Origin of the sequence: Aliiroseovarius subalbicans (assembly GCF_022678625.1) — a bacterium.
In the GTDB taxonomy this organism is placed as follows: domain Bacteria; phylum Pseudomonadota; class Alphaproteobacteria; order Rhodobacterales; family Rhodobacteraceae; genus Aliiroseovarius_A; species Aliiroseovarius_A subalbicans.
The window spans coordinates 419,838-438,314 of the sequence record NZ_JALBYQ010000001.1 but is presented as its reverse complement, the minus strand read 5'-3'; the positions used below and the strand labels follow the sequence as shown (position 1 = coordinate 438,314).

The following is an 18,477-nucleotide window of genomic DNA, read 5'->3' as shown; positions in this document are numbered from 1 at the left end:
TGTTCAGCGGCGGTTAGACTACGGGGGGGTAACCTGCTACACAGGGTTAGGTTGCATTTCACGAACTGGCTAAAACCCTTCAGAGTGGTACCATCTAAACATGCGTGTTCCAGAAAACATCCGAAAGTGCGTTGCGTACATCGGGTATGCCAATCAAATCAATAACACCTTTGGCCCTGTTGGCTCCGTATTCTTCATCGGACGAGATCAGGGTAATGGAGTTGCTGATCCAATTTATGCCGTTACCGCAAAGCATGTTATTGATGGGCTCAGAAAGAAGGGTGTCCAAGAAACTATTATCCGACTGAACATGAAGGTGGGTGACCCAGCACTGGGTATTGCGCGTGTACCGATTGATTCCTGGTTCTCTCACCCTGAAGATGAAAGCATTGATGTTGCCATTCATAAGATGGGTATATGGGTCCAAATAGGCCGATTTGATAAGAGAGTGTTCTTGGCTCATCGTAACCACCGAGGAGTGGACGATGAGAAAGACAACGAAGAGCCCTGGCGAGAAGATCGTCAAAGACATCAAGCGGGCGACCCGCAAACATTATTCATCCGAAGAGAAGATCAGGATCGTCTTGGATGGCCTGCGCGGTGAGGACAGCATTGCTGAGCTTTGTCGCCGGGAGGGGATATCGCAGGGCATTTATTACAAGTGGTCCAAGGACTTCATGGAGGCCGGGAAGAAGCGGCTTGCCGGGGACACAGCACGGGCTGCAAACACCGACGAAGTGAAGGAGCTGCGCCGGGAGGCCAAGGATCTCAAAGAGGTGGTTGCAGAACAAACGCTCGAACTGCGGCTTCTCAAAAAAAGCATGTTCGACGGTGGGGGCGACCCCGAATGAGGTATGCAGCATCAGAGAAGCTTGAGATCATCAGATTGGTCGAAGAGAGCCATCTGTCAGCACGTCAAACGCTGGCCAAGTTGGGCATTCCACGCACGACGTTCTATCGTTGGTACGATCGGTATCTACAGCGCGGTGAGGCCGGATTGCAGGATCAATCTCCCAAACCAAAGCATGTCTGGAACCGCGTGCCTGACGAGGTGAAGCGCAAGGTCGTCGACTTCGCCTTACAAGAGACGGAACTGTCACCGCGCGAGCTGGCCGTGACGTTCACGGATCAGGAGCACTATTTTGTCTCAGAATCCACAGTGTATCGCGTGCTCAAGGCACATGATCTGATCACAAGCCCGGCGTTCATCGTCATCAAGGCAGCCAATGAGTTCACAGACAAAACCACAGCGATCAATCAGCTTTGGCAGACCGACTTAACCTACATCAAGGTCCTTGGGTGGGGCTGGTTCTATCTCAGCACGGTTCTCGATGACTACAGCCGTTACATCGTCTCCTGGAAGCTCTGCACCAACATGCGGGCTGAAGACGTGACAGACACGCTGGACCTCGCATTGCGGGCGTCCGGCTGTGATCAAGTTCACGTTGTTCACAAACCACGTCTGCTCAGCGACAACGGCTCAAGTTACGTCTCCGGGGATCTGGCTGAGTGGCTGAAAGACAAAGGCATGAAGCACTCTCGCGGTGCGCCATATCATCCTCAGACACAGGGCAAGATCGAACGGTGGCACCAAACCTTGAAGAACCGCATCCTGCTCGAAAACTACTTCCTGCCGGGTGATCTCGAACGCCAAATCGAAGCCTTCGTCGATCACTACAATCACCAGCGCTATCACGAGAACATCAACAACGTCACACCCGCTGACGTCTACTTCGGGCGTGACAAAGCCATTCTAAAACAACGCGAAAGGATCAAACGAAAGACACTCGAAGCGCGACGCTTGCATCACCGCCAGCACGCCGCATAATCAAACCAACCAGATGAGCCAAACTCTCTCTTAGTTTACGCAGCCACTGGTCCCAAAAAACCTGACGACGGACACCAAAGACAACAGACCAACATTAGCACATCAACAGATGTAGTATTAAACCTGAAGAATAACGAAAGAACAAAATTGGAAAAATGGCTAGTTCCGGTTCTCGAGAATCCAGCATGACTTCAAGAGTGGCGAGGCACAGTGCGAGTCCGAAAAAAGATGATCTCGCTATCATCTGGGCTTCTATTGCAATAGTGTTCTGTGCTCAATCATATTTAGCCATCTCTGGTGGTCTACATTGGGATGAGTTTCACCACTATAACATTATCATTAAATTCAAAAACGGATTGCTTACCAGCCCTCTGCAAACGTTTTTCGTACACTATTTGCAATGGGTTCCCGGCCTGCCAGGAGACGTTATTGACCACGTTCGGATCATACGCTTCCTCATGCTGCTATGTGAATTTGGCACCATCCTCGCCATTTACGGCGTTGCGCGCGCCTTTGCTTCACGACGAGCGTCTGCCCTAGTGGGGCTTTTCTACATCACTGGTGGTTTTGTCGCCTCCCGGGGAGGCTTTTTCAGATCAGACCCTCAGATCACTGTCTTGCTGATGTCCTCACTTTGGCTTCTGACCCGACGACCACTGAATCCTTTCACAATTGTAGGATCGGCTATTCTTTGCGGGCTTGCTGGTATTATTTCTGTAAAAACCGTCATCTACATACCCGCATTTCTGGGAGTTGCATGGCTGCGAATTCAAAGCGCGGACGAGCGTGGTAAAGTGGCCGCGAGAATAGCAACAAGCTTTGCACTGAGCATACTGGTCTTCTGCGGCCTGTATCTTTGGCATTCCGGATTCTCATCCACATCAAGCGTTTCATCGGTCGCAAAGCGAGTCAGCTCAACCGTTGGGTTCTTCTTTACAAATGGCTTCTTTCCTGGATGGGAATACTTCAAACTACAAACCGCGCATTCACCTCATATTGCCATTCTGGGTTTACTCACCGCGTGGGGGCTGACAAGCCCCCAAAGCAAACCCGACACTAGAGCTGCGAGAGCACTTCTTTTAATGCCTTCTTTTAGTTTGCTTATATATCAAAACAGCTATCCTTACTTTTATATCTTCCTATTACCTCCGCTGCTATCCGCCATGGCGCCCACCCTAGACAGGTGTATAGGCAAACGAAATACTGTCCCCGCAGTAACATTGCTTGTTACCTTTTGGGGCCTAGCCATTATCATCTTCCCATCAGGCCCCCAGCGGCTTGCTCTTCAAAAGCAGAAAGAGTTTATCACAGTAGCATATAGACTGTTCCCGAATCCCATATCCTATTTTGATATTTCCGGCGTACTAGGATCGTATGACCGCGCGCTAGAGTTTTACCAATCCCGTGCAGGGCGAGCGGCCTACAAAAATAGAGGGATTCCACAACTAAGGTCAATTCTTTCAAAAAAAGAGGTTCCCCTAGTTATCGCCAATTACTTGCCTTTCAACGCTGAACTTGGAAACCCAGAAGCGAGTGATTATTGGCTACCTCAAGATGCTGCCATTTTGGACACTTCTTACATCCAGCATTGGGGGCCAATCTGGGTAGCTGGTAAAAACATCCCCGCCGGAGCAAAAGAATTCGGACTCGAAAACTTGATACCTGGACAGTATACGGTGGAAGGAAGCGATGTTACTGTTAATGGCGCTCGCTATAAACCGGGCGATGTCCTCTGGCTTGACCGGGGGTTGCTTACAATTTCGGGCATCAGAACCGCTGATGTTAGGCTACGCTGGGGCGACAATTTGGAGGTTCCCACTGAAACGCCGCCAAACCCCTTTCCCTTCGTGCCCCCGCTTCGCCTTGCAAATCCTGGTGTCCCCATACCCGCTGAAAACTCTACAGGGCTATTGGTACAGCCTGATGCGTCTTTGGAAAATGCGGAATCGAAGCAAGAGTAACAGCTTTCTGCCAAACGGAACTGTGATACTAGATGATCTTTTCTGATCCGCGCCTTTTAGTCGGGTTTTCGAAGCTGGTGAGCTCAAACTTTCTGGCCGCCGTCCCTCTTTTATTTGCGAACGTTATCGCCGCGCGAGCGCTTGGCATATCCGAGTATGGCCAAATCGCTATCGTGTTGGCCTACACGAAACTTATCGACGGATTTTTTAATTTTCAGTCAGTGAATGTTTTAACCCGTTTTGTGGCAGAAACCCTTCATAGCGAAGATTACTCATCCCTAAAGGGCATTATTAAGGCTGGAGTTCTGATCGATGGATTGACCGCATTCATTGCCTGTGCTCTGGCAGTCGCAGGTCTACCAATTGTGGGCGCATTGATCGGGCTGTCCGACGAGACGACACCCTTTGCAATAGCGTTCTGCCTCGTCATTCCCTCCAGAATACTAGGTGTGACCGAGGCCATTCTCCGGAACTTCGAGAAATTCTGGACCATTGGCTTTAGGCAAGTTTGCCTCGCCTCGTTGGTGGCGCTTGGCTGGACAGTTGCTTCTTGGAACGCGCTAGAGGTCGGAGCGTACTTGCTTATTTGGCTCGTTGCAGAACTGATTACCAATCTGTGGTACATATCTCGGGCACAGGCAGCCCTGCGTGAAAACAGCATGTCAGATATCTGGCGTGCAGGTGCTCGTGCAGCAATCCGTAAACTTGAAGGCTTCTGGAGAATGTTGATCCAAACGAACCTCACGTTTGGATTACGCCTTCTAAGTCAGGACGCTGATATCATTGTGGCAGGGACTTTTCTTGGCCCGGGAGCAGCAGCTTTTTTAAGGGTTGCTAAGGACCTTGCTAATTTTCTTGGTCAGATCGGTCGGCCCCTCCAACAAGCTGCCAGCCCGAGAATTTCCCGGAAAATGGTTGTTGGCGGTCCAATGTCCGCGGTGAAGTACGCCAGGACGATCGCTGCAGTATGCGCTGTACTTGGGATGGTTTTTGCCGCATCCTCTTTTTGGTGGGGTGGAGCTGTACTGTCTACGCTCTTTGGAGATGACTACCGTCAGGCCGAAATCCTCACGGTCCTACTTCTGTTCGCAAAGTCAACATACCTAAGTGGCGTTACACTTCTTCCACTCACAGTTACCTTAGACAGAACTGGTGAGTTTCTTCGTTCTGTAGTCTATGCAACCCTAATCTACTTTACTTCGATGTTCCTTGCGACACCGGTGCTTGGCCTCATGGGAATTGCACTATCCCACCTCGTTTTTGAACTGTCATGGTCGTTCTATAACTGGCGACGTATTTATCAGGACTTACCAAACCTAGAAGCCCAGTACCAATCGGCATCTCCCAATAGTTAGCCCAGCACTTCAACCCAAGGAGAGTTTCGTCTGACCTGCTCCCTTAAAAAACCCTCGCTTTGGGGTTGGTCTGCTCTCCAACGAGGGAGACAGACTATGAAGAGTACCCTGACGACGTTGCACACCGTCGTAGGCCGTGCAACCAAACAACAATCACTCACCCTTTGGGGATTACCTGAAAACTCTTGGCCAAAAACTTTAACAGCGCCTCCCCGGCCTCACAGTCCCAGAATTTTTCTACCAAATTGACGCAAAGCACGCTGGGCCAAACCAGCGTTAACCACGTTGAATTGTTCAGGGTGGACAACATCCAAATACTCGCGGGGTGCCGTACTCAGTTCGGACAACGCACGCGCAGACTGAGAACCGCGGCGAACGTAAAGCAGCATATTTTGACGATACCACCAGGCAATATTCTTATCACCCCACAGATAAGGCCTCAGAACATCCAATGCGTCATATCCGCGCCTATCAAAGAGTTCTGCCCAATAGCTTTGCCAACGCTCGTTTATGTGTCCGGCCCCCCCCTGGCCGGGAATAGCAGCCGAGAACAAAACTATGTCACTTAGTCGACAATAGTCCTCTACCAGCGTCTCTGCTCTTTCCGGGCGAAGATGTTCAGCAACCTCCAAAGAGATAACCAAATCAGATCTCTCAACGTCAGGAAGTTGAATGTTCAAATCGCACACTCGAAATTCGTCTAGATGGATGACCAGTGCCGCCTTGTCCACCCAAGGCCCATCGTAGCCCTTGATGTTGGTCGCCCCCAAACTCTTCGCTGTTGCGAGCCATGTCCCAACGCCGCATCCTACATCGACCACACTTCTGATGTCATGCCAATCCAGAACAAGGCCCAGCACTTTTCTTGCCGCATATCGAGTTTGCTCGTTCCGATCCGCATGGTAAGATTTACCATATAGCCAACGTGACACGTCAATCCGTTCCTTGAATGTAAAACACCAAAAAAAATAAGAGAACCATCCGCAATGAATATACTGAAATTGCTACCAAGACCAGTGCGGCGGGTGGCGCGATACCATGTTCTTCGCCCTCTCTTGCGAGGGGCTCGTTGGGTTGTGGGACGTGAACCGCGCCACCTCAACACAGACAGATTCAGTCTTCCATGTGCAGACTGCTTTCAAGGGTACTACGACATTCAGCCATCATCTGAGGATGGGGGTGCCGTTCTTGCCCATGTTGTGAAAGAAGAATCTGGTCAACTGGACGGGGCAAAGATAGCAAGTGTCGGATATTTCGAGTCCAGGGCGCGCCGATTTGTTGAAGTTGGCCAGACAACTCTTTGGAGTTGGCAACTCGGGGCAAGACTGTGCTGGGTTCCCGGTGCCGAAAAAAAACTAGCTTACAACGCCATGATTGAAGGTCGACCCTGCTTTGTCGCTTCGAGCGCAACCAGCAAACCGAAGATCCTGTCGGACATCCCTTTGTTCGATGTGAATTTCGAGTCCAAAGTCGGGCTATCACTTAACTTTGGTCGCTTGGCATATGCAAGGCCTGGATACGGATATCCTGCCCTCCTCGACCCGTTCGTCGGCATACCCCTCCCTGCCGATGATGGGCTAATCGGCGTTGATCTCACGTCCGGAGATAGCTGGCCAGTTGTATCACTCACCGAGATTTCCCAACTAGTGAACGACACTTCCAGGAAGGAACTGCATTACATTAACGCTGCGAAACTGAGCCGATCAAGCAAGCGGTACTCTGTCCTATACAAAACCATTCCTTCTCTTAAGAACCCTGAAAACTGGGACGTTCACGCCGTGGTCGGAACGATCGACGGCAAAGAAACCGTGGTTGTTCCTTTGCCCGGCAGGGCGTCTCACTATTGGTGGATTGACGACCACAGAGTTCTCTTCACTTCGAATAATGGATTTAGCTCAGAGTATCTGGTCTACAATTGCTTAAAGGGAAGTTTGTCTCCTCTGTCTCGCCACACCCCAAGTTTCGATGGCCACCCCAGCTTGTGCCATCGTACGGGCAAATGGGTTACCGATTCTTACCCAGACCTATTTGGTGACCAGCGGCTGCTTGTTTTTGATATGGATGGCGGCCGCACCTTGTCTTCCTTCCAGGCTTCCACGCGATACGCAAACGAGTCTCGCTGCGATCTTCATCCTCGCTGGAATAGAGATGGAAACGCCATCTTCTTCGACAGCACACACGACGGGAACCGGTCTATCTACAAGGTTGACTTCTAGGGGAATGCCGATGCCGAGCATAAGTGTCGTTATGGCTGTTCATAACGCAATGCCCTACCTAACTGATTGCCTAGATGGCATCGGTCTGCAAACTTTTACCGACTTCGAGTGTATTATCGTAGATGATGCATCCACTGACGCTTCCTCAGACTTTCTCAAGTCTGCCGCAAACGCAGATCCACGTATCCGGCTATTGACCAACCCGGACAACATCGGCTTGACGAGATCCTTGAACAGGGCACTCAAGGTTGCCTCAGGAAAATACATTGCTCGAATTGACGCAGATGATATCTGTCGGCCCGCGCGTCTCAAACAACAGTTCCATTTCATGGAAACGCATCCTGAAGTAGTGGCTTGTGCCGCTGGTTACCGAATGATCGACGCCAAAAGCCGCAAGATCCGCACTTCAAACCGTGGTATGGATAACTGGCAAATTCAGTGGATGCTAAGCTTCAACCCACCAGCCCCTCATCCAACGTACTTCTTTCGTCGGCTCGATACCTTGGGCTTGCCGGTAATGTACAATGAAGACTTCCTCACGGCGCAAGATTACGAACTCTGGTCTCGCCTGAGCAAAATGGGCGAGACCTTTGTCCTGCCTGAAGTCCTAATCGATTATCGTCGCCACGACAAAGCCATAACCTTCGCCCGGCGTGCGGAACAGGCGGTTAACTGCTCTAAGATTGGTCGGGCGCACCTGAAAAACCGATACCCTGAACATGTACAAATGGAAATGTCGGCACTTTTGGATCTGTTTGCCTACGAGGCGCAAGCGGAGCCCGGCACAATCGCGGCAGCTGTACAGGGAGCTGAATCCATGCTGCGCTTCGAGAAACAAGGTGCCGCCCATCACTTTGCATGGATACGGCGGACGACAGCCGGCCTCTTAGCGGATGCCATACTTTCTCGCGGCGGCGGAGCTAAGAACTTTCGATCATTTCTTGCGTTTGTATTCTTTGCTCGGCGGCATCTCCCATGGCTGTTGTTAGAAGTGGTCATGGAGCCGGCGCTAGCAAGGAAGTCACTTAGAAGTATCTTTGGGCGATAGTCGAGCTGGATTGTAGCGATCTGAGTACCGTCGCAACCATGAAACTGTCGCATCACGACGGGAGGTTTCGTTCGGGTTCATCCCTTGTTGCGCGCGAAACGATCAGCTGCCCCAACGACCGCCTCGGCCCAATCCGGGCAGGTTGCGACATAGGCGTCGCGCTTATCTCTTGCAAGCTGGCGGTCATCTAGCAGCCGTTTCTCGGCTGCTGCGATCAGCGTTGCCGCGTCATGCGCGTGCAAGGTGTCGATCAAACCGGCTTGGGCAAGATCGCGGGTGTAGCCTGGGAAATCGCGCCCTGCGTAGATGCCCGGCACCCCCATTATGGCGGCTTCGCAGGCCATCGTCGCGCTCTCTCCGATCAGAAGGTCGCAATTTGCAACGAGATGGTGCACTTGCGCAGGATCCCCCGCATAGCGGTGTCTGTACAATTGATCGGGGAGCGCTCCTTCGGCGGAGAGGTGAACCTTGGCATGTTGCGACAGGCGACCGATCAGGCCCACCAAGGCCTCGGCACCCCAGCCTTGCTTGCCCATATCATGGTTCGCCCGCCAATCCACGACCCTTATGAAAACATTCCGGCGTTCCGGGTCCCAACCGGCCGCCCGGGCGATTTCGGCACTCGCGTGAAAGGCCGAAGGGTGAAGAAAAGAAAGGTCTTTTGTACCCCGAAGCCACGTGGTCCGCGCCTTGGGGGTCGGGCCCGAATAGCTTTCGGGCACGTAGAGGTGGGATATGAACGGCCAGGTCAGACGTGTCTGAAGCGTAGCGTTTTCACTGTCGTAGAAGGCGACCGAAGGTATACTGGTAAGTCGGCTAACGTGAGAGATCGACACCCCCCCAAAGCCAAGCATGACATCGGCGCCGAACCGACGGACCGCGCGAAAGACAGCGGCGTCACGGGCTATCATCTCCTTGAAAAGCCCCCAGGTGCCGCGCCCGGCGGTGGTAACTGGCTGATGCGCGATCGAGAAATTGTCCAGTAGCGCGCAGGCGATATCCTTGTGCCGCGACAGGACAAGCAGGTTGTCACCACGGGCAAGGAACATGTCGATCGGACGCTTGAAGAACAGCACATCTGCAGGATGGACGATGTCGATAAGTACGCGCATTTCAAAAGTATAAGGTTCCGACACACGTTCAGCTAGTGTTCTCAGTCTGACAGTTGCTACCTGTTTCCACGGATTTCATCCAGCGCGTTGAGTGCGTGTCGCTCTCGGGAGAGGATGTCTTCAACGGAACTTGTCCACCTGAAGGGCTTGGGCTTCTCGTTGTGCTGGGCGAGATAGTCGCAGATCGCGGTTTTCAGATCATCGACGCTGACATAGCTGCCGCGTCGGATGTGTTTTGGTGTGATCGCGGCAAAGAAGCGCTCCACAAGGTTCAGCCATGATGCGCTGGTGGGCGTGAAATGCAGTTTGAAGCGTGGGCACTTGTCCAGCCAGGCTCTTACGTCGGGTGTCTTGTGGGTGGCGTAGTTATCGAGCACCAGATGCACATCGCGTCGCGCGGGCACGGCCTTGTCGATCTGTCGCAGGAATTTCAGGAACTCTTTCGCACGATGGCGCGGCATGCAATCGCCGATTACCGTGACCGAATTCACATCCAGCGCGGCGAAAAGCGTGGTCGTGCCGTGGCGCTTGTAATCATGGGCCATTGTGGCCGCGCGGCCCTTCTTCAGCTGCAACCCGGGCTGAGTGCGATCCAGCGCTTAAATCTGGGGCTTCTCATCAACACAGAGCACCACGGCTCGGTCTGGCGGATTGAGATGGAGATCTACGATATCGGTGACCTTCTCCTCGAACATCGGATCATTCGAGACCATGAACCCCTTCGTGAGATGCGGCTTCAAACCAGCTTCCGCTCATATGCGGCCGATGCTCTACGGCGAAATGCCCATGGCTTCGACCATCAGCGCACGGCTCCAGTGCGTAGCATTGGCCGGGGTTTACTGCACGGTCTTGGCAATCACCCTCAGCCGGACTTCCTACGGGAGCGGCGGGACGCGCGAGGGCCGCGTCTTGTCGCGCTTGAGACCGGCCACGACCTCATCAAGATACCGTTGCTGCCATCGCCAGACTGTTGGCTTCGAAATGCCCGCGCGCCGCATGATCTCGAAGGTGCCATGACCATCCGCCGTCGACAGTATGATCTCGGCTCGCCAGACGAGCTTGCGCGGCGTGTTGCGGGTGGTGATCAGAACTTGAAGCTCGGCACGGTCGGCCGAGCAAAGGTAAAGGCAGATGTCATCGCGTCTCAAGTGCGGAATATGGCACACCAGATCAACGTTGGGAATCTTATGTCAGGTGGCCAACACTAGGGTCCGTTGACGTTGGGGATGCCCATTTGGTTTCGTTGCCGGGTAAATGCCTCAAAAAACTAAAGAGTCAATTCGCGAGAGGTTGCCGGTTAGCGGATCACTCATCATCCTCGCTCCTAAACTTAGGCCTCCTAGCACGAAAACGCCGAGAGGAGAGAGGAAGACCTTTGGGCACCTGCCGCTTCGTACCGCCCATAGTTCGCCCCGCCGATGTGGCTTCGCTGTGCCGAAGGGTCAAAACCCGTGAGGCGGTCTACTCCGACCAACGATAACACTTCGAGGCGAAAGGACATGAACAACCGCCAGAACCAAGACGCCGCGGGATAGGGGACACTCGGCAGAAAAGGAAAACTAGGGGTCACTATCTACGCGATGACGACTATGACCTCCGCCCAAAGACGAGCGCAATTGCCGGTATCGGATCTCGGCCAAAAGCATCCTGTTGGCTGCAACCATACCAGCCAAGACACCGCCGATGAGAATGATCATCGCCGACACGATAAAGGCTCCGCCGATGGTCAGCGACTGAACCTTCCCGCCGCCGTCGCCCAAAGCCCAATAGATGGAAAACCGCACGAATACCGCGATACCGGGCAACGACAAAATCAAGGCACAGGTCGCAAAAAAGCGGAACGGCCGGTACAGCACAAACACTCGCAAAATTGTCAGCGTGGATTTCAAGACGTAATCGGCTGAATTGCGAACAAGCCGGGACGGACGCGTCGGCGCATTCACCCCGACCGGCACCCAAGCGTGCGGAATACCAAGACGTCCGGCCTGAATAATCGTCTCCAACGTGTAGGTATAGTTGTTGAAAACGTAGAGATGCATCGCGGCTTCTCGCTGGAAAGCCCGGAAACCGCTTGGCGCGTCGGGCACCTCTACCCCGGCGGCCATGCGCACCACTTTCGAGCCCGCCTTTTGCAAAAAACGCTTGAAGACCGAGAAATGTTCGATCTCTTCGATTGGCCGAGAACCGATGACCACCCCCGCGCGTCCCTCCAAGATCGGACTGGTCAAATCGGGGATTGCAGCCGCTTGATATTGGTTGTCGGCATCAGTGTTGACGATAACATCCGCACCATGGTGTAGTGCCGCTTCCAGACCGGTCATGAATGCCTTGGCTAGTCCCGAATTATGATCAAGCCGGACGATGTGATCAACGCCATGCACACGGGCTACTTCGGAGGTCCCATCGGTCGAGCCATCATCGACAACCAACCATTCTACTTTGTCGAAACCGGATACCTCGCGTGGTAAATCCGCCAGCGTAGCAGGCAGGGTCTCGGCTTCGTTGAAGCACGGGATTTGAATGACAAGTTTCAAGGTCTCTTTTACCATCTACGTCAAAATCCGAAATTCTACCTAACCTCGATGGCCGGTCAACCTATTACGCCTTTTCCCGCCGCGCCCAGGGCGGGAGTGTGGTATTATCCTCACTTGCCGTCCCTGCCCTGCACCACCCCTTCTGAGAGTGGAAGCCCCGATGAACATGGGGACTACCGGTGCGCACGCGCCAATTTGGCCCAGGAAGACGCTCGGTCCGTCACAGCGCTATTCCGCCGGATCGAGACGGTAAAGGGGCAGGATCAGTTGAACATCCTGGAAAACCTGCGTTGCGCTCATCTCCGGCTGGGCGGCCAGCACCTGATCGCGCAGCGTATCGGTCTGCACATAGACGGTAAAGCCCTCATCCTGAGCCGCTTTGACAAGACCGGGATCGAGTTGATTGGTAAATCGATTGCGTGCTGCAATCGGGTCTCCACGACGGATCTGGAACAGCAAGGGCTCATAGATCATCGCGTAGATAAGGCTGTTCTGCGGCAACGATGACATTGCTGCCTCGTCCTGAGCGTTGTGGACGCGTCGCATGATGTCAATGGTAAGGTCGAAAGCATAGGTGTTCACAAGGCCCAGAAAAACGCAGGCGGCGAAAGCCAAACGTGTGAGCCCTGCCCAAAAAGGCGCGCGCATGGAAAAAAGCGTGCAGCCAACAAGTCCCGAAAAGAAGATCAGCGGTAGCGTATGTTGAATCACCGCCTGGGCTGGTTGCGAAGACAGGCCAACCCCCATCACGATCCCAACTGCCGTTATTGCCCCGCCAACGATCCAAAGACCGAAAGAGATTGCGCGTGACAACGGCGGCAGTCCGTCAAGCGCCGATGCCGCAAGCATGCAAAGAAATGGGATTACGGGCAGGAAATACCGCATATTGGCAGCAAAGCCACCGTGCCACGAAGTGCTTGCAAATGGCAGCGTCCATATCACGATGGCCAGAAAACAGAAAACCACACCAAGGCGTTCGGATGGCCGCACACGGTATAGCACAAGCGTGGCAAGAATGCCTATCCACGGCATGCTTTGCGCGACGGCCTTCTTATAAAGCCCAAAAACCGTCAGTGTCCCGTCCTGGTGCCGGGTGACTTGGTGGCTTTCATCGTCAAGCAGCCGCATATCAAACCAGAGCGTGAAAATGCCGCGAATGGTCTTTTTTAACCAAGTTTCCATAGGATGCAGCACCGGTATCGCGATGATCGCCGAAACCAAGAGGGCAAGCAGAACCACAATCGCGGCACTGGACCCGCGATGCGATTTCATGTGGCGGGCTACCAAGCATAGAGCAAGGAAAACAATCATAGCAGCCGCAAAAACACCATAAGACGCCAATGAAGTGCTGCCGTTCATGCTGCCATAAGAGACTGGTGAGAGAGTTCCGAACTTCTGGTGATTGAACCAGGATGCGAGAAGCATCCCGGGCAGGAAGCCGACCGTCGAAGTTGCGATAACTGCCGTCGGTCGGGGTGACAAAAACAAGGTGACCGCCAAAAGTGCGGGCGCGATTAGTACCACGTCAACGCGAACTGACAAGCCCAGGCCCAGAACAAGACCAGACATGACCGCGTCCTTGCGCCAACCAATGGAATCACGGACCGCGCGCAACGCAAACCAGCTAACTGCCAGAACAACCGAAGTTGAAAGAGCGTGTGGCCAGAGGGCCTTGGCATAGATCGTGAGAAAGCTGCACAAACCAAGAAGGATTGAAGCACGAAAGGCCACGCGTTGTTCACCAAACAACAAAAGCGCGATTTGAAAAGTCAGCCAGACCGAAACTGCCGCCGAGACGGCGTTGACTACCATCATGCCCTTCAGCCCAGCCGCAGCTGAAAACGGCACAAGCATGACCGCATATCCCGAAGGATACTGAACCACTGCCCCCCGCGGGCCTACCTTCAGCAAGTCATTGAAAAGGAGCGCGTGGTTTTGAAAGGTGCTGTATCCGTTGTCTACGACCAGACTGCCTTCGCGGCGCAAACTCTCGACCGAGGCGTAAATAACTGTTTCGTCGGGAACCCACAGACCGGCGGGTAAAAAGACGACCAGCGCCAGCCAAGTCGTTCCAAAAGAAATTGCCAGAATACCGGAATGCGACTTCAGCATTTGCTTCTAACCGCGCAAATCTCAACGCTTGGGAGCAACAATCTACCTTTTCTTTTGACTTCTGAAGTACGCACTATGGTTGCGAAAACAGGTTCGGCGCCACCTTTTAGAGTAGGGCAAAACCTTAGCTAAGTCTATTCTCGAGGTGTCGTCCTGCGAGATTGCCATCACAAGCCTGTTATTGGTTCGCGCTCGCTCGTGTATATTGCCAAAGCCAATGAATACTTGGGCATAGTTAGAGACCGCTAGGCCCTTTTGGTTTGTTGTGATCGGTTTCACCATTTGAATGGCAAGCAATTTGACCGCGCTGGTCTTCGCCGCACCGTAAGGATTTGTTCACGCTGGCTGGGAAGAGCCAACAGGAACCGACCTGTGGCTTGTTCCCGGCATTGACCAGGGCGAAGGCCGTGGACTGGTTTTTTGTTCCCCAATCCACTGTCGACCAGACCGACAATAATACGGCGGTGTCGACCCGCTGCATTTTCAGACTCTCAATTGCACCGGTTCCTGACATCAAAGCAGTCACCTTCTTCGTGGTTTCGGCACTCGGCGCTATGTAATTTCGGGTTTTCGGATAAATATTCACATGATTTAGGAATTAGGTCGAATGGAGCCGCCTTGTGCCACGTCAATCAAAACCAAAGGACCTGAGCCTCAAGTCACTGGAATTGTTTCAGATCTGCGCGCAGAAAGGGTCGCTGCAGGCGACATCCGAGGAAACGGGCCTGACTGTCAGCACGGTTTCACATCATTTGCGTGGGCTTGAGGATCATCTGGGTGTTGACCTGTTCAACCACAGCCGCCGTCCGATGGTCCTGACCCCCAAGGGGCATGTTTTTTTGCGCGGTATTGAAGGCGCACTGCAAGCTATTCGCAAGGCCAAGGCCGAGGCATCGGCTGGCAACATTCTAGAGGCCAGCTACCTGCGAATTGGCGCATTGGAGGATTTCGACAGTGACATAACCCCGGAATTGGCAGTCCACCTGTCACGCCAAATGCCACGCTGTGACTTCCTGTTTCAGACAGACACCAGCACCTCGATCATCAGCCAACTGCGCGACCGGCAGCTTGACCTGGGCATCACAGCCACCCCGACCGAGCGCTTGCGCGATTTGCAGGAACGTCCGTTGTTGCGTGACCCATTTGTGATCGTGTCCCAGGTCGGAGCAAAGAACCCGTCGGAATACCTCACAGATGGACCCACAAAATTGCCTTTTCTGAGGTTTTCCTTAAACCTGATCATTGCACGTCAGATCGAGGCACAGCTTAGGCGCATGGGGAAGGTCCCAGAACACCGGTTCGAATGCTCGAACAACCAGACATTGATGGCCATGGTGGCGGCCGGCGCGGGGTGGACCATCACGACGCCGCTTTTGTTCGCGCGTGCAAAACGGTTCCACTCGAAACTGGAGCTGAATCAATTTCCGGGCAAGAGCTTCTCGCGCACCCTGTCGATCGTATCGTCACCCGATTGTTCGCGATCCGTGGTTGAACTGGTCGATCGCCAGATGCGCGCGCTGATCACCAAACACGCAATCTCCCCGCTTCATGCCAAGACCCCCTGGCTGAAGGGCAGCCTCGCTCTGATCGACTGATCGCGACTGGGAGTTGATTTTGTCCGAAGGTCTCAGCGAACATCGCCGCAACTTCCAGGGGGCGGCAAACCTTACGTTCAGTTCGCTGGAAAGTAGCTGACTTACTGGTACTTGATATCAAAATATCCAAAGTTGTTTTCGATTTATTCATCATTTTGAACAAGACATTGCGATCCGTTCGAAACCAACACACCAAGGGCCTAAGGTTTCTCGGAAGGCGCCCCCATGAAGTCACGCTGTAAAGTCGTTGTCATCGGCGGCGGGATCGCCGGCTGCTCCACCCTGTACCACCTGACCCAGGAGGGATGGAGCGACGTCGTTCTTGTCGAGCGCAACGAGCTGACCAGCGGCACAACCTGGCATTCGGCAGCGCAGGTCACGAACTTTGGCATGAACCAGACGATGGTAGGTCTGAAATCCCATTCCATCGCCTTGTACAAGGCATTGGCCGAAAACCCGGAATATCCCATCAACTACCATCATGGCGACGGTGGCATCCGTCTGGCCAACACGCCCGAACAAATGCAGGGTTATCGCCATTTTGCCTCGATGGCACGTGGGATGGGCGTGGCGTTCGATGTGATCGGCGCCGAAGAATGCGCACGCCGCCACCCGCTGATTTCGACGACCAACCTCCAGGGTGGGCTGTGGGATCCGCTGGACGGTGACATCGACCCTGCGCAGCTGTGTCAGGCGCTGGCCTTCCATGCCCGCAAAGCGGGCGCCGAGGTTTACCGCAACACACCGGTCACAGCGCTGACCCAGCACAAAGACGACACCTGGACCGTGCACACGGAACAGGGCGATATCGATTGCGATATCGTCGTAAATGCCTGTGGGTATCGGGTGAACGAAGTGGGCGCGATGATGAATGTGCATCACCCCGTCGCCTCGATGGAGCACCAGTATTTCCTGACCGAGGATATCCCGGCGATTGCCGAGGCTGGCCACCGAATGCCGCTCTTGCGCTGTCCGATCTCGGACTATTACGCGCGTCAGGAAAAGGGAGGTCTGCTGATCGGTTTCTACGAACAGGATTGCAAGACCTGGGGTATGGACGGGATCGACCCGAACTTCGTCAACGCGTTGTGCCCGGACGATCTGAACCGCGTTATGGACGTGCTGGCCGGGGCGTTTGAACGCATGCCGGCATTAGAGGAATCCGGTATCCGTTCCATCGTGAACGGCCCGATCACATATACGATCGACGGCGCGCCCTTGGTTGGCCCGATCCCGGGAAAGCGCAATGCGTTCTGCATCATCGGCCTGCGCGCTGGTCTGGGCGAAGGCGGTGGCCACGGCTGGCTTCTGGCGCAACAGATCGTGCATGGCGAGGCACAGTATGACACCTGGTGCATCGACCCGCGTCGGTTCACCGGGCACACCAATGTCGAGATGACGGCGCTCAAGGCGATCGAGGATTATCAGAACGAATTCCGCTTCCATTTCCCGCACGAACACCGCCCGGCCGCGCGCCCGGCCAAAACCACGCCGCTGACCTCGGTGCTGGCCGCCGAAGGTGCCGAATTCACAGTGGTGAATGGGTGGGAGCGGATGGAGTACCTCAAGCCCACGCCCGACTTCCACCCGTCGCTGTCCTTTAATTTCGACGAGGCTTTCGAACTGGTCGCGGCCGAGGTGAAGAATGTGCAGGAGAACGTTGGCCTGTGCGAAATAAACGGCTTTAACCGGTTCGAAATCACCGGTGCGGACCGCCATTCCTTCTTTGACCGTATGTTCTGCGGCAACGCCCCCAAACACGATGGGCGCGTGGGGCTGGGATACCTCTTGAACCATCATGGCAGGCTCAAAGGTGAAGCCACTCTGGCCAACATTCCCGCCAGTGACCGCGGCCCGGATCGGGTTTGGTATGGCTCGGCAGCGGCGGCGGAATTTCACGACATGGACTGGTTGCAGATGCACCAGCGCGACGGTGAAGACGTGCAGATCAGGAGCCTGACCAATGATCAGACTATCCTTGTGTTGGCCGGCCCCAAGGCACGCGACGTGCTGTCGGCCTGTTCGCGCGGCGATTGGTCAAAAGAGGCGTTCCCCTGGCTGTCCGTGCGCGAATGCTTCATCGGCTTCTCGCCTGCCACCGTGTTAGGCGTCAGTTTCTCGGGGGAACTGGCTTTTGAAATCCACGTGCCCAACGCCTCGCTCTATTCCGTCTATCTGGCGCTGCGGGCGGCGGGTGAACAACACGGGATGAAATTGTTCGGCGCACGCGCTGTTGACGCGATGCGGATGGAGAAAGGCTTTCTTCATTGGAAGGCCGATCTGCTGACCGAGTTTGACCCGTTTGAAACCGGGCTCGACCGGTTTGTGAGGCTGGACAAGTCCGATTTCATCGGCAAGGACGCCCTTGTGAAACGACACGCCGAAGGTCCGCGTCGGAAACTGGTAACCCTTCAGATCGGCGCGACCCACGCGCCGGCGCACCCGGGCGGTTCGCTGATGCACGTCGGCAAGGTCGTGGGCACGATCACCTCGGGCGATTGGGGGCATCGGGTCGGCATGAATCTGGCCTATGCCTTCGTCGACATCGAAATGTCAGCCAATGGCAGCGCCATGCAGCTTGATTTGTGTGGTGATCTGGTGACCGCCACGGTGATCGCACCCAGCCCCTATGATCCCACCCACGCACGGATACGGGGGTGAGCAAATAACACAAGAGGTTCGTGTCACCCCGCTCTTGCCCACCAGCCCGTCCACC

General features: G+C 54.3%; 13 protein-coding genes and 1 pseudogene. 9 read left to right on the top strand and 5 right to left on the bottom strand.

Annotated features, from left to right (window positions below):
• Positions 1 to 100 precede the first annotated feature (100 nt).
• The 4 genes from MN188_RS02145 to MN188_RS02130 all read left to right on the top strand — a co-directional run bounded on the left by MN188_RS02145 (position 101) and on the right by MN188_RS02130 (position 5,144).
• A complete protein-coding gene (locus tag MN188_RS02145) occupies positions 101 to 604 on the top strand; it encodes a hypothetical protein (protein ID WP_242105500.1) in 504 nt (167 codons plus the stop codon).
• Positions 486 to 1,828, top strand: a protein-coding gene (locus tag MN188_RS02140) for an IS3 family transposase (protein WP_242105498.1) whose coding sequence is annotated in 2 segments (ribosomal slippage) — positions 486 to 813 and positions 813 to 1,828 — 1,344 coding nt in all. Because the reading frame shifts where the segments join, the coding sequence is not laid out codon by codon here. The genes MN188_RS02145 and MN188_RS02140 overlap by 119 nt, the downstream gene beginning before the upstream one ends.
• Before the next feature lie 185 nt (positions 1,829 to 2,013).
• Positions 2,014 to 3,789 carry an ArnT family glycosyltransferase gene (locus MN188_RS02135; protein WP_242105491.1) on the top strand — a complete coding sequence of 592 codons (1,776 nt, stop codon included), beginning with the start codon at positions 2,014 to 2,016 and terminating at the stop codon, positions 3,787 to 3,789.
• Between the two features lie 32 nt (positions 3,790 to 3,821).
• Positions 3,822 to 5,144: a lipopolysaccharide biosynthesis protein gene (locus MN188_RS02130; RefSeq protein WP_242105489.1), complete on the top strand. Its 1,323-nt coding sequence runs from the start codon at positions 3,822 to 3,824 to the stop codon at positions 5,142 to 5,144.
• A 218-nt stretch (positions 5,145 to 5,362) separates the two neighbouring features.
• Here the strand turns inward: MN188_RS02130 and MN188_RS02125 are convergent, their stop codons facing one another.
• Positions 5,363 to 6,076, bottom strand: a complete 714-nt coding sequence (locus tag MN188_RS02125; protein ID WP_242105487.1) for a class I SAM-dependent methyltransferase — start codon at positions 6,074 to 6,076, stop codon at positions 5,363 to 5,365.
• A 267-nt stretch (positions 6,077 to 6,343) separates the two neighbouring features.
• On the opposite strand from MN188_RS02125, the gene MN188_RS02120 reads away from it, so the two are divergent.
• A complete protein-coding gene (locus MN188_RS02120; protein ID WP_242105485.1) occupies positions 6,344 to 7,360 on the top strand; it encodes a TolB-like translocation protein in 1,017 nt (338 codons plus the stop codon).
• Positions 7,293 to 8,408: a glycosyltransferase family 2 protein gene (locus tag MN188_RS02115; RefSeq protein WP_338023225.1), complete on the top strand. Its 1,116-nt coding sequence runs from the start codon at positions 7,293 to 7,295 to the stop codon at positions 8,406 to 8,408. Before MN188_RS02120 ends, MN188_RS02115 begins: the two co-directional genes overlap by 68 nt.
• 77 nt (positions 8,409 to 8,485) lie before the next feature.
• Here the strand turns inward: MN188_RS02115 and MN188_RS02110 are convergent, their stop codons facing one another.
• From MN188_RS02110 to MN188_RS02095, 4 genes and pseudogenes are all read right to left on the bottom strand, one after another.
• Positions 8,486 to 9,520, bottom strand: a complete 1,035-nt coding sequence (locus tag MN188_RS02110; RefSeq protein WP_242105483.1) for a DUF354 domain-containing protein — start codon at positions 9,518 to 9,520, stop codon at positions 8,486 to 8,488.
• Between the two features lie 56 nt (positions 9,521 to 9,576).
• Positions 9,577 to 10,668: pseudogene (locus MN188_RS02105) on the bottom strand (IS630 family transposase).
• 411 nt (positions 10,669 to 11,079) lie between these two features.
• Positions 11,080 to 12,069 carry a glycosyltransferase family 2 protein gene (locus MN188_RS02100; RefSeq protein ID WP_242105480.1) on the bottom strand — a complete coding sequence of 330 codons (990 nt, stop codon included), beginning with the start codon at positions 12,067 to 12,069 and terminating at the stop codon, positions 11,080 to 11,082.
• Between the two features lie 213 nt (positions 12,070 to 12,282).
• Positions 12,283 to 14,166 (bottom strand): glycosyltransferase family protein, encoded by a 1,884-nt coding sequence (locus tag MN188_RS02095; protein ID WP_242105479.1) that lies wholly within the window; start codon positions 14,164 to 14,166, stop codon positions 12,283 to 12,285.
• A gap of 332 nt (positions 14,167 to 14,498) precedes the next feature.
• On the opposite strand from MN188_RS02095, the gene MN188_RS02090 reads away from it, so the two are divergent.
• The 3 genes from MN188_RS02090 (at position 14,499) to MN188_RS02080 (ending at position 18,422) form a co-directional block, all read left to right on the top strand.
• Entirely contained in the window at positions 14,499 to 14,726 is a 228-nt protein-coding gene (locus tag MN188_RS02090; protein ID WP_242105477.1) for a hypothetical protein, read from the top strand.
• 60 nt (positions 14,727 to 14,786) lie between these two features.
• Complete coding sequence (locus MN188_RS02085; protein WP_242105475.1) at positions 14,787 to 15,761, top strand: LysR family transcriptional regulator; 975 nt, start codon at positions 14,787 to 14,789, stop codon at positions 15,759 to 15,761.
• A gap of 225 nt (positions 15,762 to 15,986) precedes the next feature.
• Positions 15,987 to 18,422, top strand: a complete 2,436-nt coding sequence (locus MN188_RS02080; RefSeq protein WP_242105473.1) for a GcvT family protein — start codon at positions 15,987 to 15,989, stop codon at positions 18,420 to 18,422.
• The last annotated feature ends 55 nt before the right edge of the window (positions 18,423 to 18,477 follow it).

Coding starts and splice junctions, on each gene's coding strand:
- MN188_RS02115 (WP_338023225.1), top strand. CDS start 7,293: ATGGAAACGCCATCTTCTTCGACAGCACACACGACGGGAACCGGTCTA.
- MN188_RS02080 (WP_242105473.1), top strand. CDS start 15,987: ATGAAGTCACGCTGTAAAGTCGTTGTCATCGGCGGCGGGATCGCCGGC.
- MN188_RS02145 (WP_242105500.1), top strand. CDS start 101: ATGCGTGTTCCAGAAAACATCCGAAAGTGCGTTGCGTACATCGGGTAT.
- MN188_RS02100 (WP_242105480.1), bottom strand. CDS start 12,069: ATGGTAAAAGAGACCTTGAAACTTGTCATTCAAATCCCGTGCTTCAAC.
- MN188_RS02135 (WP_242105491.1), top strand. CDS start 2,014: ATGACTTCAAGAGTGGCGAGGCACAGTGCGAGTCCGAAAAAAGATGAT.
- MN188_RS02110 (WP_242105483.1), bottom strand. CDS start 9,520: ATGCGCGTACTTATCGACATCGTCCATCCTGCAGATGTGCTGTTCTTC.
- MN188_RS02095 (WP_242105479.1), bottom strand. CDS start 14,166: ATGCTGAAGTCGCATTCCGGTATTCTGGCAATTTCTTTTGGAACGACT.
- MN188_RS02130 (WP_242105489.1), top strand. CDS start 3,822: ATGATCTTTTCTGATCCGCGCCTTTTAGTCGGGTTTTCGAAGCTGGTG.